Source organism: Streptomyces nanshensis, assembly GCF_001751255.1.
GTDB lineage: Bacteria > Actinomycetota > Actinomycetes > Streptomycetales > Streptomycetaceae > Streptomyces > Streptomyces nanshensis_A.
In genome coordinates this window covers 1-25,886 of sequence record NZ_LJGW01000451.1, presented here as the reverse complement: position 1 = coordinate 25,886, position 25,886 = coordinate 1, and the positions used below count along the sequence as shown (strand labels likewise).

At 72.9% G+C, this 25,886-nt stretch carries 21 protein-coding genes, 1 pseudogene and 1 riboswitch; of the genes and pseudogenes, 13 read left to right on the top strand and 9 right to left on the bottom strand.

All coding sequences use genetic code 11. From position 1 onward, the window contains the following. A pseudogene (locus tag AN218_RS37130) lies at window positions 1–188 on the top strand (hypothetical protein); the annotation flags it as partial. A 76-nt stretch (window positions 189–264) separates the two neighbouring features. Next, complete coding sequence (locus AN218_RS28260) at window positions 265–750, top strand: DUF4430 domain-containing protein (RefSeq protein WP_070019947.1); 486 nt, start codon at window positions 265–267, stop codon at window positions 748–750. Between the two features lie 121 nt (window positions 751–871). Here AN218_RS28260 and AN218_RS28255 read toward each other — a convergent pair whose 3' ends face one another. Further along, window positions 872–2,275: a short-chain fatty acyl-CoA regulator family protein gene (locus tag AN218_RS28255; RefSeq protein ID WP_070019950.1), complete on the bottom strand. Its 1,404-nt coding sequence runs from the start codon at window positions 2,273–2,275 to the stop codon at window positions 872–874. A 386-nt stretch (window positions 2,276–2,661) separates the two neighbouring features. On the opposite strand from AN218_RS28255, the gene aceA reads away from it, so the two are divergent. The 3 genes from aceA (at window position 2,662) to AN218_RS28240 (ending at window position 6,584) form a co-directional block, all read left to right on the top strand. Next, complete coding sequence (gene aceA / locus AN218_RS28250; RefSeq protein WP_070019946.1) at window positions 2,662–3,942, top strand: isocitrate lyase; 1,281 nt, start codon at window positions 2,662–2,664, stop codon at window positions 3,940–3,942. Between the two features lie 135 nt (window positions 3,943–4,077). Beyond that, entirely contained in the window at window positions 4,078–5,718 is a 1,641-nt protein-coding gene (gene aceB / locus AN218_RS28245; protein WP_070019945.1) for a malate synthase A, read from the top strand. Then, the gene (locus tag AN218_RS28240; protein WP_070019944.1) at window positions 5,715–6,584 is read left to right on the top strand and encodes a 3-hydroxybutyryl-CoA dehydrogenase; all 870 of its coding nucleotides are present in this window, start codon (window positions 5,715–5,717) and stop codon (window positions 6,582–6,584) included. The genes aceB and AN218_RS28240 overlap by 4 nt, the downstream gene beginning before the upstream one ends. A gap of 76 nt (window positions 6,585–6,660) precedes the next feature. Here AN218_RS28240 and AN218_RS28235 read toward each other — a convergent pair whose 3' ends face one another. Next, the gene (locus tag AN218_RS28235; protein ID WP_309251037.1) at window positions 6,661–7,224 is read right to left on the bottom strand and encodes a TetR/AcrR family transcriptional regulator; all 564 of its coding nucleotides are present in this window, start codon (window positions 7,222–7,224) and stop codon (window positions 6,661–6,663) included. 279 nt (window positions 7,225–7,503) lie between these two features. On the opposite strand from AN218_RS28235, the gene AN218_RS28230 reads away from it, so the two are divergent. Further along, entirely contained in the window at window positions 7,504–8,880 is a 1,377-nt protein-coding gene (locus AN218_RS28230) for an MFS transporter (RefSeq protein WP_070019942.1), read from the top strand. Window positions 8,881–8,987: 107 nt separating this feature from the next. On the opposite strand, the gene AN218_RS28225 is transcribed toward AN218_RS28230, so the two are convergent. The 4 genes from AN218_RS28225 to AN218_RS28210 all read right to left on the bottom strand — a co-directional run bounded on the left by AN218_RS28225 (window position 8,988) and on the right by AN218_RS28210 (window position 12,277). Then, window positions 8,988–9,194: a DUF2180 family protein gene (locus AN218_RS28225; RefSeq protein WP_070019941.1), complete on the bottom strand. Its 207-nt coding sequence runs from the start codon at window positions 9,192–9,194 to the stop codon at window positions 8,988–8,990. 164 nt (window positions 9,195–9,358) lie between these two features. Next, a riboswitch (Fluoride riboswitch) is annotated at window positions 9,359–9,435 on the bottom strand. Window positions 9,436–9,560: 125 nt separating this feature from the next. Beyond that, a complete protein-coding gene (gene eno / locus AN218_RS28220) occupies window positions 9,561–10,832 on the bottom strand; it encodes a phosphopyruvate hydratase (RefSeq protein WP_070019940.1) in 1,272 nt (423 codons plus the stop codon). Window positions 10,833–10,940: 108 nt separating this feature from the next. After that, window positions 10,941–11,744, bottom strand: coding sequence for a 2,3-bisphosphoglycerate-dependent phosphoglycerate mutase (locus AN218_RS28215; protein WP_070019949.1), 804 nt, complete (start codon window positions 11,742–11,744; stop codon window positions 10,941–10,943). Window positions 11,745–11,776: 32 nt separating this feature from the next. Further along, window positions 11,777–12,277 carry an inorganic diphosphatase gene (locus AN218_RS28210; protein ID WP_070019939.1) on the bottom strand — a complete coding sequence of 167 codons (501 nt, stop codon included), beginning with the start codon at window positions 12,275–12,277 and terminating at the stop codon, window positions 11,777–11,779. A 788-nt stretch (window positions 12,278–13,065) separates the two neighbouring features. Here AN218_RS28210 and AN218_RS28205 point away from each other — a divergent pair. Further along, entirely contained in the window at window positions 13,066–13,419 is a 354-nt protein-coding gene (locus AN218_RS28205; RefSeq protein ID WP_070019938.1) for a fluoride efflux transporter FluC, read from the top strand. Between the two features lie 55 nt (window positions 13,420–13,474). Here the strand turns inward: AN218_RS28205 and AN218_RS28200 are convergent, their stop codons facing one another. The 3 genes from AN218_RS28200 to AN218_RS28190 all read right to left on the bottom strand — a co-directional run bounded on the left by AN218_RS28200 (window position 13,475) and on the right by AN218_RS28190 (window position 15,228). Continuing rightward, window positions 13,475–14,020, bottom strand: a complete 546-nt coding sequence (locus AN218_RS28200; protein WP_070019937.1) for a hypothetical protein — start codon at window positions 14,018–14,020, stop codon at window positions 13,475–13,477. Further along, entirely contained in the window at window positions 14,017–14,301 is a 285-nt protein-coding gene (locus AN218_RS28195) for a DUF211 domain-containing protein (RefSeq protein WP_070019936.1), read from the bottom strand. The genes AN218_RS28200 and AN218_RS28195 overlap by 4 nt, the downstream gene beginning before the upstream one ends. A gap of 255 nt (window positions 14,302–14,556) precedes the next feature. Then, complete coding sequence (locus AN218_RS28190; protein WP_070019948.1) at window positions 14,557–15,228, bottom strand: GntR family transcriptional regulator; 672 nt, start codon at window positions 15,226–15,228, stop codon at window positions 14,557–14,559. 215 nt (window positions 15,229–15,443) lie between these two features. Between AN218_RS28190 and AN218_RS28185 the strand changes: the two genes are divergently transcribed. The 6 genes from AN218_RS28185 to AN218_RS28160 all read left to right on the top strand — a co-directional run. Then, window positions 15,444–18,812 carry a molybdopterin-dependent oxidoreductase gene (locus tag AN218_RS28185; RefSeq protein ID WP_070019935.1) on the top strand — a complete coding sequence of 1,123 codons (3,369 nt, stop codon included), beginning with the start codon at window positions 15,444–15,446 and terminating at the stop codon, window positions 18,810–18,812. A 171-nt stretch (window positions 18,813–18,983) separates the two neighbouring features. Beyond that, window positions 18,984–19,928 carry a bifunctional Delta(1)-pyrroline-2-carboxylate/Delta(1)-piperideine-2-carboxylate reductase gene (gene lhpI / locus AN218_RS28180; protein ID WP_070019934.1) on the top strand — a complete coding sequence of 315 codons (945 nt, stop codon included), beginning with the start codon at window positions 18,984–18,986 and terminating at the stop codon, window positions 19,926–19,928. A gap of 19 nt (window positions 19,929–19,947) precedes the next feature. Beyond that, window positions 19,948–21,408 (top strand): short-chain fatty acid transporter, encoded by a 1,461-nt coding sequence (locus AN218_RS28175; RefSeq protein WP_070019933.1) that lies wholly within the window; start codon window positions 19,948–19,950, stop codon window positions 21,406–21,408. Window positions 21,409–21,605: 197 nt separating this feature from the next. Beyond that, window positions 21,606–22,520, top strand: coding sequence for an alpha/beta fold hydrolase (locus AN218_RS28170; RefSeq protein WP_070019932.1), 915 nt, complete (start codon window positions 21,606–21,608; stop codon window positions 22,518–22,520). Between the two features lie 119 nt (window positions 22,521–22,639). After that, window positions 22,640–23,230: a TetR/AcrR family transcriptional regulator gene (locus AN218_RS28165; protein ID WP_070019931.1), complete on the top strand. Its 591-nt coding sequence runs from the start codon at window positions 22,640–22,642 to the stop codon at window positions 23,228–23,230. 239 nt (window positions 23,231–23,469) lie between these two features. Next, on the top strand, window positions 23,470–25,886 hold a 2,417-nt coding region (locus tag AN218_RS28160; RefSeq protein WP_141747715.1), incomplete at its 3' end, for an MMPL family transporter.

Genomic DNA, 25,886 nt, shown 5'->3' with positions numbered 1-25,886 from the left:
CCGGGACGGCGAACGCCGGTGCGGACGGCGGCAGTTCGGGCACCGCCGGCGGTGCGGACGGTGAGACCCCGGACGGAAACCTCGCCTCCAGCGGCACCGCCGTCCTGCCCGCCGCCGGTGTCTCCGCGGCTCTTCTGGCCGGCGGCACCGCACTCGTACTGGAGCGGCGCCGTAGGCGCCCGGCCTGACCGGCCCCGCCGCCGAGTTCTTTGCCCCACCCCGTTCACCGCCCTCAACGGGCGTTCCACGACAAGGAGTTCAGCAATGCGACGAAGACTCGTTCAGCTTCCGGTGGCCGCCTCGGTCCTGGGCCTCGCGCTGACCGTGGCGGCACCGGCCGCCGCCGAGGCCCGTACGCCGCAGACCGCCGCCGCCGTCACGGTGCATCTCACCGTCACCGGCCCGGACGGCGCCGTCTACGACAAGGACCTGAAGACGACCGGGCACACGGTCAGCGCCGCCACCGGCGGCGAGCACAAGTGCGACGGCACCAACAACGGCGCGAACTCCTCCGCCGGCGCCACGCCCACCGCCGCGCTCGACGACGCGGCGCAGGCGGCGGACTTCACCTGGGACGGCACCTGGTACGCCTCCTACGAGGACTACTTCGTGACCACGATCGACGGCGACGCCCAGACCGCCGACGCCTACTGGAACATCTCCGTCAACGGCGAGGCCACCTCCGTCGGCGGCTGCCAGCACAAGCTGTCCGCCGGGGACGACGTCGCCTTCACCTGGACCGCCATGTAGCCCGTGCAGCGCCCTGCCGTTGCCCGTCCGCGCGGCGGCCGGCCGCGTTCCGGGGCGCCTCGCCTCCCGGAACCGGTCCGTCGCGCGGGCCGCCCGACGGCTCGACGGTGTTCCGGCCGTATCAGTGCTCCGGCCGTACCGGATACGGCACGAAGGTCGTGCTGTTCTCGTCCACCGCCAACTGCCGCCCCAGCGGCGGCGCCGCGCGCTGCGGACAGCCCACACGCTCGCAGATGCGGCATCCCATGCCGATCGGGGTGACGGCGGCGTTGCTGCCGAGGTCCAGACCGTCGGAGTACACCAGCCGGCCGGCGTGCCGGATCTCGCAGCCGAGCCCGACGGCGAAGGTCTTGCCCGGCTCGCCCCAGCCGCCGCCGTGCCGGGTGACGGTGCGGGCGGTCCACAAGTAGCGGTGCCCGTCGGGCATTTCGGCGATCTGGACGTGGATGCGGCCCGGTGAGGAGAAGGCCTCGTAAACGTTCCACAGCGGGCAGGTGCCGCCCGCGCGGGAGAAGTGGAAGCCCGTCGCCGACTGCCGCTTGGACATGTTGCCCGCACGGTCCACCCGTACGAAGGAGAACGGCACCCCGCGCAGCCGCGGGCGCTGCAAGGTGCTCAGCCGGTGGCACACCGTCTCGTACCCGAGGGCGAAGCGGTCGGTGAGCCGCTCGATGTCGTACCGCACCTGCTCGGCCGCGGCGTGGAAGGCGCGGTAGGGCAGGATCAGCGCGCCCGCGAAGTAGTTGGCGATCCCGATGCGGGCCAACGGCCAGGCGGCGGAGCCCTCTTCGTAGTCCTCGGACGCCTGCGAGCTGAGCAGCCCGTCGTGCTCCAGCAGCGCGAGCTGCGTCGCCATGCGGAAGGCCTGCTGCCCGGGGCGCAGCCGCGGCGAGAGATGCAGGACGCGCTGCGCCGGGTCGTAGCGGTGCGGTTCGTCACCGTCGGAGACGACGCGCACGCCGTGCCGCCCGGTCAGTCGTGCCGCCAGCGCCTGCCGTACCTCTCCGGGCCGTACGCCGGTCTCCGCGGCCAGCTCCTCGGCGGCGAGGTCGACGTCGTGCAGATAGTTCTGCCGGCGGTAGAAGAACTCGCGGATCTCCTCGTGCGGGCCGCGTCCCGTGACGTCGTGGCCCGCTCCGTCCCGCGGCCGGAGCTGCTCCAGCCGCTCGGTCAGGGAGTGGGCGCGGCGGCCCAGTCCCAACAGGACCTCGGCGACCGCGGGTTGGCGTGAGGCGAGCTCCGCGAGATCGGACGGGGAGACCCGGGCGTCCGCGACCTCGTCGGCCAGCACGTCCCGCAGGTCCGCCACGAGCCGTGTGGTGTCGCGCTCGGAGAAGAACCCCGGGTCCACTCCGAAGGTCTCGGTCAGCCGCAGCAGCACGGGCACGGTCAGGGGCCGGGAGTCGTGCTCCATCTGGTTCAGATAGCTCGGGGAGATCTCCAACTGCCGGGCCAGCGCGGCCTGGCTGAGCCGCCGCTCCTCCCGGAGCCGGCGCAGGCGCGTGCCGGCGTACGTCTTGCTCATCACGCCGCCTTCCCCTCCGTGTACGAGGTCTCCGTGTACACGTCTCCGCGCACCAGGTCGGCGCTCATCCTACGCACCCAGCGTTGGCAACCTTGGCAAAGCCGGTACGGAAGATTCGCAGAAATTGGCTTCGGGCCACCATGGACGGCACTCGGTGCCACTTCCATTCTGGGTTCTGCGGCTGGTCGGCCACCCGGTGCCCGTACCGCGAGAACCGGGCACGATAAGGCCTTGACATCGGAGATCCCGGTCGGTTCGGGCCCTTCCCGTCCGGACACATCGTCTCAGGAATCCGGACGGGGCCGATCAGCTGCACCCGAAGGAGTGTCACCCAGTGCACTCCCTTTGCATTCTTCGCACGACTCGATACGACCCGGGAGAGGTTCATGGCGGACACAGGGACGACGGCCGAGCAGTTGGCACAGCGGTGGGCGAGCGACCCGCGCTGGAAGAACACCGAACGCACCTACACCGCACAGGACGTGGTCCGGCTCTCGGGCAGCGTCCGGGAGGAGCACACGCTCGCCCGCCGCGGCGCCGAGCGGCTGTGGCGGCAACTGCACGAGCGGGACTACATCCACGCGCTGGGCGCGCTCACGGGCGGCCAGGCCGTGCAGATGGTCAAGGCCGGGCTCCAGGCGATCTACCTCTCGGGCTGGCAGGTCGCGGCCGACGCCAACCAGGCCGGGCAGACCTACCCGGACCAGAGCCTCTACCCCGCCAACTCCGTGCCGTCCGTGGTGCGTCGGGTCAACAACGCCCTGCTGCGCGCCGACCAGATCGCCACGGCCGAGGACGCGGGCGACACCACCGACTGGCTCGCCCCCGTCGTCGCCGACGCGGAGGCCGGCTTCGGCGGCCCGCTCAACGCCTTCGAACTGACCAAGGCGCTGATCGAGGCGGGCGCGGCGGGCATCCACTACGAGGACCAGCTCGCCTCCGAGAAGAAGTGCGGGCACCTGGGCGGCAAGGTGCTGGTCCCCACCTCCCAGCATGTGCGCACCCTCAACGCCGCCCGGCTGGCGGCCGACATCGCCGACGTCCCCACCGTGATCGTGGCCCGTACGGACGCGCTGGCGGCCAACCTCCTCACCAGCGACGTCGACGAGCAGGACGCGCGCTTCACCACCGGCGAGCGCACCGCGGAGGGCTTCTACCGGGTCGGGCCCGGCATGGAACCGGTCATCGCCCGCGGCCTGGCCTACGCCCCGTACGCGGACCTGCTGTGGATGGAGACGGGCACGCCGGACCTGGAGCAGGCACGGGAGTTCGCCGAGGCGGTCCACGCCCGCTACCCGGACCAGATGCTGGCCTACAACTGCTCGCCGTCCTTCAACTGGAAGTCGGCCCTGGACGACGGCCAGATCGCGAAGTTCCAGCGGGAGCTGGCCGCCATGGGCTACCGCTTCCAGTTCATCACCCTCGCCGGCTTCCACTCCCTCAACCACGGGATGTTCGACCTCGCCCGCGGCTACGCCGACCACGGCATGACCGCGTATGTCGAGCTCCAGGAGCGGGAGTTCGCGTCGCAGAAGGACGGCTTCACCGCCGTCAGGCACCAGCGCGAGGTCGGCACCGGCTATTTCGACCTCGTCAGCACCGCCGTGAATCCGGCGGGAGAGACCACCGCGCTGCGCGGCTCGACCGAGGAACAGCAGTTCACGTAGAGGCCCGTGCGGGACGGACGGACGACCGTCCCGGCACCGGCGGCACCGGCCCGGAGCGGTGAGGGGGCGCGCCCCCGTCCCCTCACCGCTCCTTCCCCAACGGCAGTCCCCAGCAGACCTGTTCAGGAGACCCGCATGTCCGTCGCATCCCCCACTCACCACGTCGAGGTGACCGGCCCTCCCGGCGAACGCTTCGAGGAGATCCTCACCCCCGGCGCGCTGGACTTCATCGGCCGCCTGGACGCGGCCTTCTCCGCACGCCGCACCGCTCTGCTGGCCGAGCGCCGCCGCCGCGCCCTGCGTCTGGCCTCCGGCTGTGCGCTGGACTTCTCGGTCGCCACCCGTGCCGTACGCGAGGATTCCGGGTGGCGGGTCGCCGGGCCCGCGCCCGGACTGACCGACCGCCGCGTCGAGATCACCGGCCCGCCGCAGCCGCGCATGGCCGTCAACGCGCTCAACTCCGGTGCGCGGGTGTGGATGGCGGACTTCGAGGACGCCACCTCTCCCCGCTGGGAGAACGTCGTCGGCGGACAGCTCACCCTGCTCGACGCGATCGAGCGGCGGCTGGACTTCACCCGGAACGGCAAGAGGTACCGCGTCGACGAGCGGCCGGCCACGATCATGGTGCGCCCCCGCGGCTGGCATCTGACCGAGGACCATCTGCTGGTGGACGGACGCCCCGTGGCGGCTCCGCTCGTCGACTTCGGCCTCTACTTCTTCCACTGCGCGCGGCGGCAGACCGAGGCGGGCAGCGGCCCGTACTTCTACCTGCCGAAGCTGGAGAACCACTACGAGGCCCGGCTGTGGAACGACGTCTTCGTCTTCGCGCAGGACCTGTTGGGCATCCCGCGCGGCACGGTCCGCGCCACCGTCCTCATCGAGACGGTCACCGCGGCGTTCGAGATGGAGGAGATCCTCTACGAACTGCGCGAGCACAGCGCCGGGTTGAACGCCGGACGCTGGGACTACCTCTTCAACCTCATCAAGAACTTCGCGCACCGCCCCGACTTCGTCCTGCCCGACCGCGCGAAGGTCACCATGACCGCGCCCTTCCTGCGCGCCTACACCGAACTGCTCGTGCGCACCTGCCACAGGCGCGGAGCGCACGCGATCGGCGGCATGGCCGCCCAGATACCCGGCGGCGACGCGGAGTCCCACGAGGCCGCGCTGGCCCGCGTCCGGCTCGACAAGGAACGGGAGGCGGAGGACGGCTTCGACGGTTCCTGGGTCGCGCACCCGGCGCTCGTGCCCGTCTGCGCGGACACCTTCGGCTCGGTGCTCGGCGAACGGCCGCACCAGATCGAGCGCACCCGCGACGACGTCGAGGCCGGCGCCGCCGATCTGCTCGCCGTACGCCGCACCGGCGGCGCACCCACCCCGGAGGGGATCCGCGGCAACATCGCCGTCGCCCTGCGGTACTTCGACGCCTGGCTGCGCGGCCAGGGCGCGGTCGCCCTCTACGGGCTGATGGAGGACGCCGCCACCGCGGAGATCGCCCGCTGCCAGATCTGGCAGTGGCAGCAGCACGGAGCCGTGAGCAGGGAGACCGTGCTCCGCCTCCTCGACGAGGAGAGCGCCGCACTGGCGAAGGAGGACCCCTCGGCGCTGTCGGCCGAGGCCCGCGAGATCTTCGTCCGTACGGCGCTGGCCGGCGAGTTGCCGGGCTTCTTCACCGTCGACGCGTACGAGCGCCATCTCGTGCGCCGCGTCACGGACGTGGCGGAAGAGGCGGGCGTCACGGAAGAGGCCCGCGTCACGGAAGGGGCCGGCCGATGAGCGCGCGGATCGAGCGGGTGGGCGTCGTCGGCGGCGGCCAGATGGGCGCCGGCATCGCCGAGGTCTGCGCACGGGCCGGACTGGAGACGGTCGTCTGCGAAGTGGACCGCCCGGCCGCGGAGTCGGCCCGCACGAGGATCACCGCGTCCCTGGAACGCGCCGTACGCCGTGGCAAGACGGACCGCGACGCCGCCGACGCCGCACTCGCACGGCTGGTCTTCACCGCCGACCTGGACGCCCTCGCCGACCGTCAGCTCGTCGTCGAGGCCGTCTCCGAGAACCCGGAGGTGAAGAGCGAACTCTTCGCCGTCCTGGACAAGACCGTCGGCGACCCGGACGCCGTCCTGGCCACCAACACCTCCTCGCTGCCGGTCGTCCGCCTCGCGATGGCCACCCAGAACCCCGGACGCGTCGTGGGCCTGCACTTCTTCAACCCGGTCCCGGCGATGCCGCTCGTCGAGGTCGTCGAGACCCTGCACACCGCGCCCCAAACCCTGGCCGCCGCCGGGGAGTTCGCCTCCGGCGTGCTCGGGAAGCGGGTCATCCGCTCGCAGGACCGTGCGGGCTTCCTCGTCAACACCCTGCTCGTCCCGTATCTGCTCTCCGCGATCCGTATGACCGAGTCCCGCTTCGCGAGCCCCGAGGACATCGACGAGGGCATGGAACACGGCTGCGCCCACCCCATGGGCCCGCTCCGGCTCGCCGACCTCATCGGCCTCGACACCGTCGCGGCGATCGCGGAGTCCCTCTACGAGGAGTTCCGCGAACCGCTCTACGCGCCGCCGCCCCTGCTGAAGCGGATGGTCGAGGCCGGACTGCTGGGCCGGAAGGCGGGGCGGGGGTTCTACGAGTACGGGCGGAGCTGACGGCTCCGGCGGACGGCGGCCTCGCCGTACGACCCGTCGGCCACGCCCCTGCTCCTCGGCCCCTGCTCCTCGGCCCCTACTCCTCGGCGTCCTCCCGCGCCGGCAGCCCCCGCAGGAGGACGCCGAGGAAGAGGTCGAAGCGCGGCCCGTCCACGCCGACGTCGTGGCCCGTCTGCCGGGCGCCCAGCCACTGCACGACGCCCAGACCGAAGATGTGCCAGCTCTGTTCGGCCAACTCGCGGGAGGCACCGGCGAGTTCGAAGGCCGTGACGACGCGGTCGCGCAGCCGTCCGAACGACTCCGCGTGGTGGCGGTGCGGCGTCGCCAGATGCGCCGCGTAGCCGGGCACGGCGAGGAACTGGTCGTGCATCCCCCAGGCGAGGTCCGTCAGCCACTGCCGCCAGGTGCCGGCGGTCGGTTCGGCCTCCGGGAGGATGCGTTCGACGACGACCTCGCTGACGAGGTCGAGGAGTTGGTCACGGTCGCGGACCCAGCGATAGAGCGCGGAGTGCGAGACGCCGAGCCGCTCGGCGAGGTCGCGCATGGTCATCGTCCGCAGGTCGCAGCCGAGCGCGGTCTCGACGATCTGCTCCCGGCTCAGCCGTGCGGGACGGCCGGGCTTGGGTGTGCTCGTCTTCACGGGCGCCAGTCTACGAAGCCGCCCCGGCCCCCTTTAGTGACCACTGGTCTCAAATAAGTTAGGCTCGCCTCACCTGCCTGTCCGTGAAGAGGAGTGAGGATGAGCCGCACCACCGAAACCGCCCTCGCAGAGCGGGCGTTGGCCGCATCCGGCGTCCCGGCGACGCCGGCTGACGGGCGGGGGCGCTGAGTGGGCTCCGGCCGGTCGGCCGCCGCGACGTCCGCCGTCCGTACGCCCCGGCAGTCAGGTCCGGGAGGACCCGCCGGCGGCGGGGCGGCGGTGCTGCTGCTCGCGGCCTTCAGCGTCGCGATCGCGCAGACGATCGTGCTCGCCGCGCTGACGGCCTTCGCCCGCGGACTCGACGTCTCCACGACCGCGGCGGCCTGGCTGCTGACCGCCTTCATGCTCGCCTCCGCCGTCGCGACGCCGGTGGCCGGACGGATCGGCGACCTCTTCGGGCATCGCCGCGTCATCCTCATCGGACTCGTCCTGCTGCTGGCCGGTTCGGTGGCGGCGGCCGTGAGCACGCTGCTGGACTCGTACGCCGGAGTCGTCACGGGCCGTGTGCTCCAGGGCCTCTCCGGCGGCGTCTTCCCCTGTGCCTTCGGGCTGGCCCGGCAGACTCTCCCCGCAGCGCGGCTGTCCGGTGTCGTCGCGGCCCTGAGCGCGATGTTCGGCGTGGGCGGGGCACTGGGGATGGTCGCCGCCGGTCCGCTCGTCGACGCCGCCGGTCCCGCGTCGCTCTTCTGGCTCGTCGCCGCGTCGGCTCTGCTGGCGCTGGCCGGGATGGTCCGTGTGCCGTCGCCGTCCGCGTCTCCCTCTTCTCCGGGACGGGTCGACCTGGCCGGAGCGGCGCTGCTCGCGGGGGCGCTGGTCGCGCTGCTGCTCGCCGTCAGCCAGGGCCGGGCATGGGGCTGGACCTCGCCGCAGATCATCGGGCTGTTCGTCGCCGCGGTCGCGCTCGCCACGGCGTTCGCGGTCGTGGAGAGGCGCGTCGCGGCACCGCTGGTCGATCTGCGGCTGCTCGTCGGGCCGCGGCTGCTGGCCACCAACGTCGCCACCCTGGTGGTGAGCGTGGGGATGTTCTCCGCGGTCACGCTGCTGCCGCTGTTCGTCCAGGCGCCGCCCGCCCTCGGGTACGGATTCGGCTACTCCGCCGCACGGACCGGGCTTCTGATGGCGCCGGTGGCCCTCTGCATGCTTCTCGCGGCGCCGCTCGCCGCGCGGATCTCCCACTCCCTCGGTCCGAGGGCCGCGTTCCAGTCGGGCGCGGTCCTCGCAGTGCTCGCCCTGGGCGGTCTCGGCCTGCTGCACCGCTCCGTCGCGGAGGTGCTGATCTGGTGCGCGCTGCTGGGGCTGGCGTACGGACTCGCCTTCGCCTCGCTCGGCTCGCTGATCGTCGGCGCCGTACGCCAGGAGCAGACCGGCGCGGCCACGGGACTCAACACGATTCTGCGGACCGTCGGCGGCGCTCTCGGCTCCGTGCTCGCCGCCGTGATCGTGGCGTCCTCCGCCGCCGCGCCCGACCGGCCGCCGCCGGAGTCCGGTTACACGACCGCGTTCGTCGTCGCCGGCGTCATCGCGCTCTGCGCGGCCGTCGTGACCGCGCACCGCGGCGGAGGCGACGGCGCTGACGGAGCCCGCGTCGTTCATTGAACGAACGGCGCCCGGGGACGGGGACGGGGACGGGAGCGGGCGGCGTACGGGCCGTGCGCCCCGTACCGCCCGCCTCCCGCTCCCCAGGCCGCCGTCGCCGCACGTCTCTACGGCTGGACTTCCGCCTTGTAGCAGGTCGTGCACGTCATCCGCCGGGCCGGACGCGGCAGATGGGTCCGGCCGAGCCCGGAGCTGCGGCGCAGCGTCTGGGGAGCCGTGTGCGTGTGGCTGGTGCACACGCCGGCCCCGCAGCGCCGGCACACCGCCGCGGCCGGAGTGCTGCGGTCTTCGGAGAGGCAGTCGTAGCAGTTCATCGCTGGGGTTCCGTTCTCGTCGTGCGGCTGAGCGCATCCGGACAGGTGGTGAGGCCGGAACGGCCGGAGAGCGCCGACGACGGGAGAGGAACGGCGGCGGTGAACTGCCGCAGGAAACAAGGCGACTCCACCCGGGCACCTCCTCCGGTCATGCGTTCCTGACACCTCGGTCAGGGACCATCAGCCCGGAGGGCGGTTCGGGCCGGAAGCGGCCCGGGCGGGTTCCATCGCCTCGGCTCAGAGTGCTCCCGCCTGCACACCAGGTCAAGGCGGTGTGCGGGCGAGTCCTGCGGACGGTGGGTGCGGACGGATGCGGACGGGGCGGATGGGCCGGACGGGGTCGGAGCGGCGGTGCGGCGCCGCCGGTCAGCGGCCGAGCCCGTACGGCAAACCGGGGTGTGCGTCGGCGAGTTCGAGCAGCCGGTTGTACTTGGCGACGCGCTCGCCGCGGGCCGGCGCCCCCGACTTGAGCTGCCCGCAGCCGGTGCCGACGGCGAGGTCCGCGATGAAGGAGTCCCCGGTCTCGCCGGAGCGGTGCGAGACCGTCTGCGCGTACCCGGCCTCACGGCAGACCCGCATCGCCTCCAGGGTCTCGGTGACGGTGCCGATCTGGTTCACCTTGATGAGGGCGGCGTTGCCGATGCCCCGGCGGACGGCCTCGGCGATGGTGCCGGGGTCGGTGACGAAGATGTCGTCGCCCGTCAACTGGACGCGCTCGCCGAGGCGTCGGGTGAGCCGGACCCAGCCGTCCGGGTCGTCCTCGGCGAGGCCGTCCTCGATGCTCCAGACCGGGAAGCGGTCGACGATCTCCTCGTACCGGTCGATGAGCCCGTCGCTGTCCAGCCGCCGCCCCGCCACGCGGTAGCCGCCGTCCGCCTCGCGGAACGCGTTCGCGGCCGGGTCCAGAGCCACGGCCACGCCGTCCGTGCCGGGCGTGTAGCCGGCGTCGGCGATGGCGTCGACGAGTACGCGCAGGACGTCCTCGGGCTCGTCGAGTGCCGGGGCGAATCCGCCCTCGTCGCCCAGCCCGGTGCCGTGACCGGCCTCGGCGAGGCGGGACTTGAGCCGTGCGTAGATCTCCGCACCGGCGCGCACCGCCTCCGCGACGTCCGGTGCGCCCAGCGGCGCGAGCATGAACTCCTGGAAGTCCAGCGGATTCGCCGCGTGCGCACCGCCGTTGACGACGTTGAAGTGCGGCACCGGCAGCCGCGGCACCGTCCCGGAGCGCGCGGCGAGGTACTGCCACAGCTCCTGTCCGCGGGCCGCGGCGTCCGCGCGTGCGGCGGCCAGGGAGACGCCCACGACGGCGTTGGCGCCGAGGGCGGATGTGTCGTTGGTGCCGTCCAGGTCGCGCAGTACGGCGTCCACGTCCGCCGCGGAGTCGAGCGTACGGCCCGAAAGGGCGTCCGCGATCGGTCCGTTGACGTGGTCGACGGCCCGGCGTACGCCCTGTCCCGCGAAGCGCCGCGGATCGCCGTCGCGCAGTTCGACGGCCTCGCGGGACCCGGTGGAGGCTCCGGAGGGCACCCCGGCGTGCACCACGGCGCCGTCGGCGGCGGTGAGGGCGACCGACAGCGTGGGGCGGGCACGGGAGTCGAGGATCTCGGTGGCGTGCAGACGGGCGATGCGCAGCGGCATGTCTTCGGTCCTTACTCTCGGAACTCTCGGAGCGTCCGTCCCGCGGCGTCCGGGGGGGGCGGCCGGTGTGCACGGGACGCGGCCGGGCCACGGCCTCGGCGGCTCGGCTCAGGCGGCGCCCTCGGCCGCGACCGACGCGGCGGCGGCACGGGCGCGTTCGGGGTTCAGATAGCGGCCTCCGCGCACCAGCGGGCGCAGCGCGGCGTCCACGTCGTAGCGCAGCGGAGCACCGGTGGGGATGTTCAGCTCCTCGGTCTCCGGTCCGCTCAGCCCGTCCAGCACGGCGGCGAGAGCACGCAGCGAGTTGCCGTGTGCGACCACCAACACCGTGCTGCCGGTGCGGAGTCGAGCCGCCAGCACATCCGCCCAGTACGGGGTCACCCGGGCGATCACACCGGCCAGGCTCTCGGCGGCGGGCACCCCCGTGGGACGCAGGCCGGTGTAGCGCGGGTCGGCGCGCAGCCGGGCGAGCTGCTCCTCCGGCATCGGGTCGGGGACGCCGCCGAGCGACCGGCGCCAGGCCCGGTACCGCGCCGGTCCCGCCTCCTCGCGGACCCTGCTCTTGCGGCGGCCGGTGAGCGCGCCGTACTGCCGCTCGTTGAGCCGCCAGGTGCGGTGCACCGGGATCCACGAGCGGCCGGCCTCCCGCAGCAGCAGCTCCGCGCTGTGCACCGAGCGGACCAGCAGCGAGGTGTGGACGGCCTCCGGCAGCAGACCGTGCTCGGCCAACTGCCGTCCCGCGTCCAGCGCTTCGCGCTCGCCGTGCGCGGTCAGGGGCGCGTCCGTCCATCCGGTGAAGCGGCCCTCGGCGTTCGTCGTGCTCTGCCCGTGCCGTACGAGGACCAGCGTGCCGACGGCGGCCTCGGGGCGCGGGGCGGTCGGCGGGACGGTGCCGGTCGTGTGCCCGGTCATGTGCCCGGTCGTGTCCCCGGCTGTGCGCCCGGTCATGTGCGGGGCCCCACGGGTGTCTCTTCCGCACGCCGCCGGGAGGCGTCGATCTCGGCGTAGGCGTGCGCCCGGTCCGTCCAGTGCGAGCCCTCGACGGACTTGCCGGGCTCGACGTCCTTGTAGACCTCGAAGAAGTGCGTGATCTCCAGAAGGTCGAACTCCCGCATGTCGCCGATGTCCTGCATCCCCTGGTAGCGCGGGTCGGCGGCCGGTACGCACAGCACCTTCTCGTCCGGGCCCTTCTCGTCGCTCATGACGAACATGCCGATGGCCCGCGCGGCGACGACGCACCCCGGACAGGTCGGATCGCCGCCCAGGACCAGCGCGTCCAGCGGGTCGCCGTCGCGTCCGAGGGTGCCCTCGATGTACCCGTAGTCGGCCGGGTAGCAGGTGGCGGTGAAGAGCATCCGGTCCAGCCGGATCCGTCCCAGCTCATGGTCCATCTCGTACTTGTTGCGCGACCCCTGGGGGATCTCCACGATCACGTCGAACTCCACGGTGACCTCCCTGCCGTACGGACCTGCCGTACGGAGACGTGGTGGCGGTGGTGGTGGCTGCGGCCGCGGTGGCTGCGGCTGTCCGGTGCGGAGCGAAGGGCGGCGGCCGGGCGGCGGGGGCCGGGACGGGCGGCCGGTGGGTGAACCGCGGGCGGCGGACGGCGAGTCGGGCGTACGCGTCCCCGGCGGGGCTGCCGACGGGAGGGGCCGCCTCGCGGCGAGGGACGTGGTGGGGGCGGACTCGGGCATGGCTCCTCCTGGTCGTCGCGTGGACCAGGGACCGTCAGCGGCACAGGCCGCGGTTGCGGTGAGCCCCATCACCTGCACACTGCGTGCGCCCCTCCAGTGTGCCCCGTCCCCGGGGTTTCGGCAGCCCGTCGGGGTCCGGGGCCCGGCTCGTCGGTACGGGCCTGCCGGGAAGAACCTGCCGGGACGGGCCCGTCGTAACGGGGGCACGGGCGCGGTGTTCCCTGGCCTGCCGTGAGCCGATAGCGTGCGTTCCGCGTGACGGCGGAGGGGCTCGCCGTAACCGCGGCGCCCGACGTCGCCAACGGTCCCTACCTGACGCCTGCCGAGCAGCAGGCACCGACAGGTAGGAGGACCATGCCCCGACCACCCGCAGCAGCCGGCCGCACCGGCCGCACCGCTCGCGCCTGTCTCCCCTTACTCCCCCGCCTCCCCGGGATGCCCGCGGCGCCGGTGCCGCGCACCCTTCCGCGCCGGGGCTCCTCGCCGGGCGCCGCCTTCGCCGGCTCTTCTCCAGCCGCCCTCCCGAAGGGATCCGATTGATGCCTCTGCTTCTGGTGTGCCTCGGCGGGATCGCCGGCGCCGTGGTGCGCCGACTCATCGAGAGGGCCGTGGTGGGCGGACGGGACGAGGCTCCCGCCCGATGGGCCGCGTTCGCCGTGAACTTCGGGGGCTGCTTCCTGCTGGGGCTGCTGGTGGGCGAGACCATCACGCGGGACCTCATGGACGGCACGATGCTGGTGGCCGGGGCGATCACGGGGTTCAGCGCCGTCAGTCAGGAGGCCTCCCGGCTGCTGCGGCAGGGGCGGCACGGCCGGGCGGGACTGCGGGTCCTGGTGAGCTGGTTCACGGGCTCGGCGGCGGCCACCGCCGGGGTCCTGCTGATCACGTCCTGACGCGTGGCGCCCCCGGCACGCCCCCGGCGCCGGCCGCTGCACCGCCCAACCGCCGTCAGGCGATGTGGAGTTGGATGCCGATCCAGGTGACGAGGACTCCGCCGAGCCCCATGGCCAGGATCCAGCGCCCGGTGTGCCCGGCGAGGATCCGCGCGAGGACGGCGCCGAGCGCCATCAGCGCCGCGACGGCCACCGCCACCACGCCCCAGGCGGCACCGGGGATGAGCGCGCCGACCATGAGCGGCAGCGCGGCGGCCAGAAAGCCGGACGTGGAGGCCACCGTGGCCGCCTCCAGCGCGCGCAGCCGTGCCCGGCGCCCGAGCCGGGTGGTCGCGAGCTGCCCCCGGTGGGTGAGGTTCAACTGCGCGGTGCCGCGGGCCAGTTGGGCACGCCGTTCGGCGTAGTCCGCGACGAACACCGTGAAGGCGCTGGTCACCAGCGCGACGCACCCCACACGCACCGACAGCATCGGATCGTCGTCCGCGCTGCTCGCGGTCAGTGTCGCCGCCGCCAGCGTCAGCGCGGTCAGCAGGCCGTCGGTCAGGCCCAGCACCAGCGGCAGCCGGGTCCGCGCCGCCCAGCGCCGCACGGCCTCGCTCATCGCGACCGGCTGCTGTGTTCGAGCAGATACGCGCCGGCCACGACCTGGTCGACGCTGTGCATCACGGCGCCGGTGTGCTCGATCGCGGCGATCACGCCCGGTACGTCGATGTCCTGGCCCTCGACGGTGACGTCGGTGCCGACGGTCTCGATGTCGATCTCGGTGACGGAGATGTTGACCGCCTCCACGCCGCGGACGGCCTCGATCGCCCGGGCCAACTCCACCAATCCGGGCTCGTCGACGGTCTTGTCCACATCGAGTACGAGCCTGCGGATCGGCATGCTNTCCCCGCGCCGCCCGGCGCCCCGCCGTTCCCTCCGGCCACGGCCCGGCTGTCCGGCTGCCCGACTGCCCGGCTGTCCGGATGCCCGACCGCTGCTGCCGAAGATAACGGCGCCGGCACGTACGCGCCGCGCGTCACGCCGTGGGCCGCCTCCGGCTCCCGCCCCCGTACGGCCGCCGTGAACCCCGCCCGGTCGCTGAAGCGGCCCCGGGCCGAACGGGGCCCGGGGTCGAAAGGGTGCCGATGCGCCGGCTCAGGACGAGGCGGCCCGCTCCGCCTGCTCCGCCGCCGTCGCCGCCGGGGTCGTGGCCGCCCACTCGCCCCGTACATGGTCGAGGTGCCGGTTCATCACGGCCTCGACCGCCGCGACGTCCCGCGCGAGCAGCGCGTCCAGGATCTCGAAGTGCTCCGGCGCGGTCTGCTGGAGCGTGCCCTGCTCGGCGAGGGCGCTGACCCCGTACAGCCGTGTCTGGTCGCGGAGTCGGGCGACGGTCTCCACGAGCCGTGTGTTGCCGCCCAGTTCCAGCAGTCCGAGGTGGAAGCGGCGGTCGGCCTCCAGGAAGACGGGGATGTCGCCGGAGTGCGCGGCGTCCGCGATCTCGGTGGCGACGGGGCGCAGCGCCTCGATGTCCCGGTCGCTCGCCCGCTCGACCAGCGCGGCGACACCGGGGATCTCCAGCATGCGGCGCATCTCGCCGATCTCGTCGAGGTCGTGTTCGCTGATCGGGACGATGCGGAAGCCGCGGTTGCGTACGGGCTCCAGGATTCCCTGGTTGACCAGGGTCAGCATGGCCTCGCGTACGGGGCTGTTGGACACTCCCAGCCGGGTGGCGAGGGCGGAGGCCGAGTAGATCTCGTCCGGGCCGATCTCCCCCGAGACGATGGCCTGCCGCACGATCACCAGGGCCTGCTCCCGCAGGCTCACCCGCTCCAGTCGTTGCACCGGCGTCTCCCTCCCGCTTCGCCCCAGCACTCTTGACACCGCGAATCAGCGGTTTGCACACTACCTGCCAATGCTAAGCGGTAATCGCTTACCGCCTACCCTCTCCGTCCGATGCCGCGTCCCCACCGCGCACCGGCGGCCCGGCCGCCGTGACGGCCCCAACTCCGGTCCGCCCTCCGCCCGTTAAGGATCCGCCCGTGTCAGCTCAGAAGAAGCGCGGATACTGCACGCTGTGCCGGTCCCGCTGCGGCGCGGTCTACACCGTCGAGGACGGACGGATCACCGGGGTGGCGCCGGACCCCGGTCACCCCACGGGCACCGCCCTGTGTCCCAAGGGCCGCGCGGCCCCCGAGATCGCCCACAGCACGCGCAGACTGACCGCCCCGCTGCGCCGCAGCAACCCCAAGGACGCCGAGGACCCCGGCTGGGAGGAGATCTCCTGGGACGAGGCGATGTCCGAGATCGCCGAGCGGCTCTCCGCGGTACGGGACGAGGACGGGGCCGAGGCGATCGGCTTCGCGGTCACCTCCCCCAGCGGGACGCCGATGTCGGACTCGATCGACTGGGTCGAGCGCTTCATCCGCCTCCTCGGCGCCTCCAACACCTGCTATTCCACCGAGATCTGCAACTGGCACAAGGACTTCGCGCATGCCTTCACCTTCGGCAGCGGACAGCCCACCGCCGACTACGCCGGCACCGACCTCGCCGTGCTGTGGGGCCACAACCCCGCCAAGACCTGGCTCGCGCAGGCCGTCGCCGTACGCGAGGGCCGGGACCGCGGGGCCCGGCTCGCCGTGGTCGACCCGCGGCGCTCGACCAGCGCGCGGGACGCCGACCACTGGCTGCGCGTACGGCCCGGCGCCGACGCCGCGCTGGCCCTGGGCGTCGCCCGGCATCTGCTGCACTCCGGCGGCTACGACGAGGAGTTCGTACGGTCCTGGACCAACGGCCCCCTGCTGATCCGCGACGACACCGGGGAGCCCCTGACCGCACCCGAACTCGACCCCGCGGCGCCCGAGGGCTTCACCGTCTGGGACACGGCCACCGGCCGCCCCCGCCGCTACGACACCCGGCTGCCCGCCGAGCGGCCCGAAGACCTCGCGCTGCGCGGGGAGTTCACCGTCACCCCGCACGGCGGGCGGCCGGTGACCGTACGCCCCGCCTTCGAGCTGTACGCCGGTGCCTGCGAGCCATGGACCCCGGAGCGCACCGCCCGGCACACCTGGATACCCGAGGAGGAACTCCGCGCCTTCGCCGAGGAGTTCGCCACGGCCCGCAGCGTCGCCTACCACTCCTGGACGGGCGTCGGACAGCACGGCAACGCCACCCAGACCGAGCGGGCGATCGCCACCCTGTATGCGCTGAAGGGCTGTTACGACGCCCCGGGCGGCAACGTCGTGCTGCCCAAGGTGCCCGTACGCGCCGTCACCTCGCTCGACCAGATGGCGCCGGGGCAGCGGGCCAAGACCCTCGGGCTGGCGCAGCGTCCGCTGGGTCCTCCCGCCACCGGCTGGGTCACCGGGCACGATCTGTACACCGCGATGCTGGACCATGTCCCCTACCGCGTACGGGCGTTGATGTCGTTCGGCGCCAACCTGCTGGTCTCACAGCCCGATCCGGAACGCGGCCGGGACGCGCTGCGGGCGCTGGACTTCTTCGTCCACTGCGATCTGTTCCTCAACCCCACGGCACGGCACGCGGACATCGTGCTGCCGGTCGGCAGCCCCTGGGAGCGCGAGGCCCTCAAGACGGGCTTCGAGATCGACCGCCGCGCCCAGGAACTGGTCCAGCTCCGGCAGCGGATGGTCGATCCGGTGGGCGCCTCCCGTTCCGACACGGAGATCGTCTTCGATCTGGCCTGCCGGATGGGCATGGGGGACGACTTCTTCGGCGGCGACATCGAGGCGGCCTGGAACCACGTACTGGAGCCCACGGGCCTGACCACGCGGGAGCTGCGCCAGGCGCCGGGCGGCGTCCGCGTCCCGCTGCGCACGGTGTACCGGAAGTACGCCGAGCGGGACGAGCACGGCCATGTCACCGGGTTCGCCACTCCCAGCCGCCGGGTGGAGCTGTACTCGGCGCGGCTGGCGCGGGCCGGACAGTCCGGCGTACCGGACGCGGGCGAGCCCGCCGGCGACTCGCTGCCGCTGCTGCTGACCAGCGCCAAGAACGGCTACTACTGCCACAGTCAGCACCGCGCCCTCCCCTCGCTGCGGCGCCGCCACCCGGAGCCCACCGTCGAGGTGGCGCCCGGACTCGCCCGCAGCCGCGGCTTCGCCGCCGGCGACCTGGTACGGGTGACGACGGACCGCGGCTCCTTCCGGATGCGCGCCGTGCTCTCCGAGGACCTCGACCCGCGGGTGGTCGTGGCCGAGTACGGCTGGTGGGAGGAGTCGCCCGAACTCGGCCTGCCCGGCGCCGATCCCGTCGGCGGCGGGACCAACTTCAACGCCGCCGTCTCCGGCCGCCCCGCCGACCCGGTGAGCGGATCGCTTCAGATGCGGGGCGTCGCGTGCGACGTCGCGGCTGACGAACCGGCCCCGCCGTCCCGACTCCCGGGCGGCGCACGCCCGTTCACCGTCCTGGAGATGACCCCGCGGGGACGGGATGTGACGGAACTGCGGCTGCGCCCGGCCGACGGCGGGCCCGTCGCCCCGCACCGGCCCGGCCAGTACGTCGAGTTGACGCTCGCCGGCGTACGGGACGAGGGCGAGGTGGTCCGGCCCTACTCGCTGACGGGCGCGGCGGGCGGTGAGCGTTCCGTCGCGGTGCGGCTGCTGCCCGGCGGCGCCGCCTCCACCCGTGTGCACACCGCGCTGCGGGAGGGCGACACCGTCACGCTCGGGCCGCCGTCCGGCGCCTTCACCCTCCCCGTCGACCCGCCCTTCCCCGTCGTCGTGCTGGCGGCGGGGGTCGGAATCACCCCGTTCCTCAGCCAGTTGGAGACGATCGCCCGCCACCACCCCGAGGGCGAGCGGATCACCGTGCACAAGGGCGACCGCGGCGGCGCGGACTGCTGCTTCCGCTCCCGTACGGAACGTCTCGCCGGGGAGATCCCCCGGCTGCGTCTCGTACGCCACTTCAGCCGGCCCGGACCCGGGGACCGCCCCGGGCGGGACTACGAGCACGCGGGACGGGTCTCGGCCGAAGCCGTCGACCAGCGGGACGTCGAGGAGCGGGCCCGCTTCTACCTCTGCGGACCGGACTCCATGATCCGCGAGGTGACGGAGGGTCTGGTGGCCCGCGGCGTGCCCCGCTTCGAGATCTTCGCCGAACGCTTCGCCCCGCCGCCCCTGGCCCTGCCCGAGGGGGACGCCCGGCACTCGGTCACCTTCCGCGCCTCCGGCACCACCCTCCTCTGGCGTCCCCAGGACGGTCCCCTGCTGGACCTGGCCCAGCGCAACGGGCTGCGGCTGCCCAGCGGTTGCCGGGTCGGACAGTGCGAGAGCTGCGCGGTGCGGGTGGTCTCGGGGTCCGTCGCCCATCTCACCGAACCGCCCGACGCGCAGGACGCCTGCCTGACCTGCCAGGCCGTGCCCACCGGCGACGTCGTGCTCGACGCCTGACGAGGCCCCGCACCAGACCGGCGTCCCGCGCCGCCGCCCGATCCGATCCCGAACCGAACCGATCCCGAACCGAACCGAACCTGGACCGTCCCGCCCCCAACCGCCTTGATTCCGACCCGCCTTGACCCCGAACCGACCCGTACCGGCCCGACCCCGAGGAGAAGCCCACCCGTGCAGTACTTCGACGCCGCTCAGACCGCGGACCGGCTGGACTACCCGGTCCTCATCCCGGCCCTGCGCTCCGGCATGGCCGCCGAGGCCTCCGTACCGCCCAGGCAGCACTACTCCCTGGACCCCGACGGAGAGGCCACGCTGCTGGTGATGCCCGCCTGGAACCGCGAGTTCCTCGGCGTGAAGCTGGTGGACGTCTTCCCGGGCAACGCCCGGCACGGTCTGCCCGCACTGTCGTCGGTCTACGTACTGGCCGACGGCACGACGGGGCAGCATCTCGCGCTCGTCGACGGGGGCGAGTTGACCCGCCGGCGTACGGTCGCGACCGCGGCCCTCGGCACGTCCCTGCTCGCCCCCGAGGACGCCCGCGTCCATCTGATCGTCGGCACCGGGCATATCGGCGGCGCGGTGTACGACGCGTACCGCGCGGTGCGGCCCGGCATCGCGACCACCCTCGTCGCCGACCCGCACAACCCGGCGGGCGCCGAGGCGCTCGCCGAGCGCCTCACCCGGCGCGGCGCCGACGCAGTCGCCGTCGCCGTCGAGGACCTGCCGTCCGCCGTCGGCCGTGCCGACATCGTCACCACGGCGACGCTCGCCCGGGAGCCGGTGCTCCGCGACGAGTGGATCACGCCGGGCACCCATCTGGATCTGATCGGCAGCTTCCGCCCGGAGATGCACGAGGTCGAGCCCTCGCTGCTGGGCCGCGCCACGGTCTTCGTCGACAACGACGTCGCACGGACCGAGGCCGGCGAGATCGCCACCGCACTCGCCCGACGGGTGCTGACCGAGGGGGACATCGCCGCCACCCTGCCCGAACTCTGCGCACGTCCGGCTCCCCGCCCCCGTACGGACGGGGAGATCACCGTCTTCAAGACCGTCGGCACCGGACTGACCGACCTCATCGCGGCCGTGACCGTCTTCGCGGGCCGCGACCCCGCCTAGGAGCACTCAGGAGTTACCGATGCACGCGAACAAGGACCTGTCCGTCCCTCAACGGGACCTCGCCGGACCGGAGGAGACCGGGGCGCTCTCCCGCCTCGCCGTCCGGATGTCGACCTTCTCCGAGAAGTGGTTCCCCGAGGCGTTCATCTTCGCGCTCATAGCCCTGATCGTGGTGACGGCCGGGGCGCTGGCCATCGGCGCCTCCCCGGCGTCGGTGACACGGGAGTTCGGCGCCGGCTTCTGGGACCTGATCCCCTTCGCCATGCAGATGGCCTTCGTCGCCATCGGCGGGTACGTGGTGGCCACCGCCCCGGTGGCGCACCGGCTGATCGCCCGCATCGCCGCGGTGCCCTCCACCGGGCCGCGTGCGGTCGCCCTGATCGCCGCCGTGAGCACCGTCAGCTCCCTGTTCAACTGGGGCTTCAGCCTGATCTTCTCGGGACTGCTGGCACGTCAGGCGGCCCGCAGGGACGAGCTGCGCCTGGACTACCGGGCGGCCGGTGCCGCCGCCTTCATGGGGCTGGGCAGCGTCTGGGCGCTGGGCATCAGCTCCTCGGCGGCCCAGCTCCAGGCCAATCCGGACAGCATCCCCAAGAGCCTGATGCCCATCACCGGCGTCATCCCGTTCCGCGACACGATCTTCCTCTGGCAGTCGCTGCTGATCGCCGCCGTGCTGACCGTGGTGGTGGTCACCGTCGCGTACTTCTCCGCGCCGCGCGGCCGGCAGGTCCGCAGCGCACGTGACCTCGGCGTCGACCTGGACGCCGAGGAGGAGGAGAAGCTGCCGCCGCGCTCGCGTCCCGGCGAATGGCTGGAGTACAGCCCGCTGTTGACGGTGCTGGTGGTGGCGCTGGGCGTCGGCTGGGCGGTGCAGGAGTTCGCGTCGTCCGATCCGCTGGTGGCGATCTCCGGTCTGAACACCTACAACCTCGTCTTCCTGCTGCTCGGGATGGTGCTGCACTGGCGTCCGCGCAGCTTCCTCAATGCGGTGGCCAAGGCGGTGCCCGCGACGAGCGGCGTGCTGATCCAGTTTCCGATCTACGCCGCGATCGCGGCCGTTCTGACCCGTCCGACGAACTCCGCCGGGCATTCGGTCGCCGACTACCTGACGCAGGCCTTCACCTCGCTGTCCTCGGCGGCGCCCTTCGCGCTCGTCGTCGCGGTCTACTCGGCCGTGCTCGGCTTCTTCGTCCCCTCCGGCGGCGGGAAGTGGCTGATCGAGGCGCCGTATGTGATGGACTCGGCGAACGACGTGCACGCCAACCTCGGCTGGACGGTGCAGGTCTACAACGTCGCCGAGTCGCTGCCCAACCTCATCAACCCGTTCTGGATGCTGCCGCTGCTCGGCATCCTCAAGCTGCGGGCGCGCCACCTGGTGGGCTTCACCTTCCTCCAACTGCTGTTCCTGGCGCCGATCGCGCTGGCGCTGCTCACCGTCTTCTCCTACACCCTCGGATACAGCCCGCCCGCCGTGCCCTGAACCGGGGCCGGGCGCCGGGCACTTGCGGAACCCACGTGCAGAACCGCCGGACGCCGTACGGGGATCGGCCACCGCCGCCTCGTACGGCGTTCCGCGCGGCGTCCCGTGGAGCACTCCGCGGGGCGTCCCGTACGGGCCTCAATTCCCGGCACCAGAAGCCGAGTTAGGTTAACCTCACCTCGCAGATGACGGGGAGCATGAACGGGGAGAGGGAGCAGACGGTGAGCGAGGCCGGACGGCACACCCAGGGCACCGCGGCATGGGCCGCCACACCGGACGGGCGCCGTCTCTACACGATGGAGCTGCCCGGCCCGAGTACCGCCGGGGAGAAGGACGTTCCCACCGTCGTCTTCGAGGCGGGGGCGGCCGCCACCCGCTCGACGTGGGCACCGGTGCAGGTCGGCGTGTCCGGCTTCGCGCGTGCCGTCGTCTACGACCGCTCCGGGCTGGGCCGCAGCGCCCCCGATCCCGCCGGCCGGACGCTGGACCGCATGGCCGACGATCTCAACGCGGTGCTCGACCACGCCGGGCCGGGCCCGTTCGTCCTCGTCGGCCACAGCGCGGGCGGCCCCATCGTGCGGCTCGCCGCGTCCCGCCGCCCCGAGCGCATCGCGGGCCTGGTCCTGGTCGACCCCACCGACGAGGCCGCCGACGTGCTCTTCCGCAAGACCTTCCGGCGGGCCGAACGCGTCTGGCTCGCCGTCGGCGGCGCGGCGGCCCGGCTCGGCCTGTTCAAGCGCGCCTTCCGCTGGCTGCTCGCCATGGCGCCCGCCGAGGACGTACGAGAGGACCTCGCCCGGGAGGCCTTCACCCCCGGCGTCCTGCGCACCCAGCGCGAGCAGGCCCGTACGTTCCTCGACGAACTCGAGGTGTGGCGCGAGACTCCGCCCGCCCTCGGGGACATCCCCGTCACCGTCATATCGGGAACGCGCACCGGCGACGGCATGCCCAAGGCGGTCCGCGCCGCGGCGAACGCCTCCCATGCGCACCGGGCGGCGCAGTCCCCGCGCGGCCGCCACGTCCTCGCCGAGGAGTCCGGGCACTATGTGCCCCTCACCGAGCCGGACGTGGTCGTGGACGCGGTCAACGCCCTGGTCACGCCCGGACGTTGACCGCCGCGCCGGGGCGGCGTGACGCAGACCACGTACGAAACGGTGTCGTTTCGCTGGACGCCCGGGCTAGGCTCCTCGCAGAGTACGAAACCGTTTCGTTCTGAATGAAGGTACCGGTCATGGCCGAAGCCGCCGCGGCACGCCGCAGCCGGATCACGCCCGAGCGTGAGTCCGAGCTGTACGGGGCGGTGCTCGGCCTGCTCCGCGAAGTCGGCTACGACGCCCTCACGATGGACGCCGTCGCGTCCCGTACCCGCTCCAGCAAGGCCACGCTCTACCGCCAGTGGGGCGGCAAGGCCGAACTCGTCGTCCACGCGCTGCGGCACGAGAAACCGCTCGACCTGGCCGACGTCGACACCGGGTCGCTGCGGGGCGACTTCCACGAGGTGGCCCGCCGTCAGGACGACTGCCAGATGGAGGAGCACTCCGCGCTGATGCGCGGACTGGCCATGGCGGTGCACGACAACGCCGATCTCCGCAAGGCGTTCCGCGAGCTGCTGATCGAACCGGAGCTGGAGGAGCTGCGCCGGGTGCTGCGGCGGGCCGTCGAACGGGGTGAAGTCAGCGCGGACAACCCGGCGTTCGACTACGTCGTGCACATGCTGGTCGGTGCCTTCGCGACACGGACCCTCGTGGACGAACTGCCGCCCACCCAGGAGTTCCTGCACTCCTACATCGACGCCGTGGTACTCCCCGCCCTCGGCGCCTGACAGGTCCGCACGCACATGTTCCCGGCTCCCGCCCCCGCCCGTCTCCCGGCACCGGCCCGTCTTCGAAGGCCAGCCCGTCTTTCCGTACCCGTACCCGTACCAGCCCGCCTTCCCTTCCGTGGTCCGGCCGGCGTCCCCGCCCTCGCAGCCGGCCACGGCACCTGACGCGACCGCTCACGTCGTCGGGCCGACGCCCTCCGCACCATCCCACCCCACGACCTGATCGGGAGTATCTCCTCGTGGCCACCTTCCTCTCCAGACTGGGCCGATTCGCCTTCCGGCGGCGGCACTTCGTAGCGCTGTTCTGGGTCGTGCTGCTGGCCCTCGCCGGTGCGGGCGCCGCGAACGCGCCGACGGCCGGGTCCGCCTCGTTCTCGATCCCGGGCACCGAGGCGCAGCGCGCCTTCGACCTGCTCGACGAGCGCTTCCCCGGCTCCAGCGCCGACGGCGCCACGGCACGGGTCGTCTTCAAGGCGCCCGACGGCGAGAAGATCACCGAGCCCGGCCACAAGGCCGCCGTACAGAACGCCGTACGGGAGCTCGGCTCCGGTTCCGAAGTCGCCTCCGTGGCCGACCCGTTCAAGACACGGGCGATCAGCCGCGACGGGACGCTGACCTATGCGCAGGTCTCCTACGAGGTCTCCGGCATGGAGCTGGAGGACTCCTCGCGCGACGCGCTCAACGACGTCGCCCAGGACGCGCGGGACGAGGGGCTCACCGTCGAGGTCGGCGGTGACGCGCTCCAGACCGTTCCCGAGACGGGCGCCACCGAGGTCATCGGCATCGGCGTCGCGGCGGTCGTGCTGCTGATCACCTTCGGCTCCCTGGTCGCCGCGGGGCTTCCGCTGCTCACGGCGCTGATCGGCGTCGGCACCGGCGTCTCCGCGATCACGGCGCTGGCGAGCACGCTCGATCTGGACTCCACCACCTCGACGCTGGCGATGATGATCGGCCTCGCCGTCGGCATCGACTACGCGCTGTTCATAGTGTCCCGGTACCGCGCCGAACTCGCCGAGGGGCGCGAACGCGAGGAGGCGGCCGGGCAGGCCGTGGGCACCGCGGGTTCCGCGGTGGTCTTCGCCGGTCTGACGGTGATGATCGCGCTCGTCGGCCTCGCCGTGGTCGACATCCCGATACTGACCAAGATGGGCGTCGCGGCGGCGGGCACCGTCGCCATCGCCGTCCTCATCGCGCTGACGTTGATCCCGGCACTGCTCGGCTACGCGCGGCGCAGCGTACGGCCCGCGGGCGCGAAGCGCCGACGGCGGCAGAGCGCGGACGATGCGCACCGGGCGAACGGCACGGACGGCACGGCCGGCGTGCACCAGGCGGACGGCGCCGGCGGCGCCGACGGTGCCGACGGTGCGGACCGCAAGCCCGAACGGCGCCGGGACAAGCCGAACATGGGCACACGCTGGGCACGCTTCGTCGTCCGGCGGCCCCTGCCGGTGCTGCTGCTCGGCGTCGTGGGTCTGGGCGTTGCGGCCAATCCGGTCTCCTCGCTCGAACTGGGCCTGCCCGACGACGGCGCGAAGCCGACGGACACCTCGGAGCGCAAGGCGTACGACATGCTCTCCGACGGTTTCGGGCCCGGCTTCAACGGGCCGCTGCTGGTCGTCGTCGACGCCACCGACAGCGACGACCCCAAGGGCGCGGTCACGGAGGTCGCGAAGACGGTCAAGGGTCTCGACGACGTGCTGACGGCGACCCCCGCCACGTACAGCAAGTCCGGCGACACCGCGATGATCAACGTGATCCCGGACTCCAAGCCGTCCTCGACGAAGACCGAGGACCTGGTGCACGCCATCCGCGACGAGGGCGGCGCCGTCAAGGCCGATTCGGGTGCGACGGTGATGGTCACCGGTGCCACCGCGATGAACATCGACGTCTCGCAGAAGCTGAACGACGCCCTCGTGCCGTATCTGGCGCTCGTCGTCGGGCTGGCGTTCCTGCTGCTGATCGTCGTCTTCCGCTCGGTCCTCGTCCCGCTCAAGGCGGCGCTCGGCTTCCTGCTGTCCGTGCTGGCGGCGCTCGGCGCGGTCGTGGCCGTCTTCCAGTGGGGCTGGCTCGCCGATGTGCTGGCCGTGGAGGAGACCGGCCCGGTGATGTCGATGATGCCGATCTTCATGGTGGGCGTCGTCTTCGGACTGGCCATGGACTACGAGGTCTTCCTCGTCACGCGCATGCGGGAGGCGTTCGCGCACGGGGAGGAACCGCGCCAGGCGATCGTGACCGGGTTCCGGCACGGGGCGAGGGTGGTCGCCGCGGCGGCCGTCATCATGATCGCGGTGTTCGCGGGCTTCATCGGTTCGACCGACTCGATGGTGAAGATGATCGGCTTCGGCCTCGCCGTCGCCGTCCTCTTCGACGCGTTCATCGTGCGCATGGCGATCGTCCCCGCGGTCCTGGCCCTGCTGGGCAAGGCCGCCTGGTGGCTGCCGCGGTGGCTCGCGCGCATCGTGCCGAACGTCGACATCGAGGGCGAGGCGCTTCAGCGGTCGCACGAGGGCGCGCTCCAACTCCCGTACGGGGACGCGGTGTCGGAGCCCGCCGCAGCGGCGTCCGTCGGCGCGCAGGCCAACGGGGCCATCGCGCCGCCGCAGCGCTCCGAGGAGCGCGTACCGGTGGCCGTCGGTGCGGGCGCGCCGGGCTCCGG

Coding starts and splice junctions, on each gene's coding strand:
- aceB (WP_070019945.1), top strand. CDS start 4,078: ATGTCCGTCGCATCCCCCACTCACCACGTCGAGGTGACCGGCCCTCCC.
- AN218_RS28260 (WP_070019947.1), top strand. CDS start 265: ATGCGACGAAGACTCGTTCAGCTTCCGGTGGCCGCCTCGGTCCTGGGC.
- AN218_RS28170 (WP_070019932.1), top strand. CDS start 21,606: ATGAACGGGGAGAGGGAGCAGACGGTGAGCGAGGCCGGACGGCACACC.
- AN218_RS28205 (WP_070019938.1), top strand. CDS start 13,066: ATGCCTCTGCTTCTGGTGTGCCTCGGCGGGATCGCCGGCGCCGTGGTG.
- AN218_RS28240 (WP_070019944.1), top strand. CDS start 5,715: ATGAGCGCGCGGATCGAGCGGGTGGGCGTCGTCGGCGGCGGCCAGATG.
- AN218_RS28195 (WP_070019936.1), bottom strand. CDS start 14,301: ATGCCGATCCGCAGGCTCGTACTCGATGTGGACAAGACCGTCGACGAG.
- eno (WP_070019940.1), bottom strand. CDS start 10,832: ATGCCGCTGCGCATCGCCCGTCTGCACGCCACCGAGATCCTCGACTCC.
- AN218_RS28175 (WP_070019933.1), top strand. CDS start 19,948: ATGCACGCGAACAAGGACCTGTCCGTCCCTCAACGGGACCTCGCCGGA.
- AN218_RS28225 (WP_070019941.1), bottom strand. CDS start 9,194: ATGAACTGCTACGACTGCCTCTCCGAAGACCGCAGCACTCCGGCCGCG.
- AN218_RS28165 (WP_070019931.1), top strand. CDS start 22,640: ATGGCCGAAGCCGCCGCGGCACGCCGCAGCCGGATCACGCCCGAGCGT.
- AN218_RS28200 (WP_070019937.1), bottom strand. CDS start 14,020: ATGAGCGAGGCCGTGCGGCGCTGGGCGGCGCGGACCCGGCTGCCGCTG.
- aceA (WP_070019946.1), top strand. CDS start 2,662: ATGGCGGACACAGGGACGACGGCCGAGCAGTTGGCACAGCGGTGGGCG.
- AN218_RS28215 (WP_070019949.1), bottom strand. CDS start 11,744: ATGACCGGGCACACGACCGGCACCGTCCCGCCGACCGCCCCGCGCCCC.
- AN218_RS28255 (WP_070019950.1), bottom strand. CDS start 2,275: ATGAGCAAGACGTACGCCGGCACGCGCCTGCGCCGGCTCCGGGAGGAG.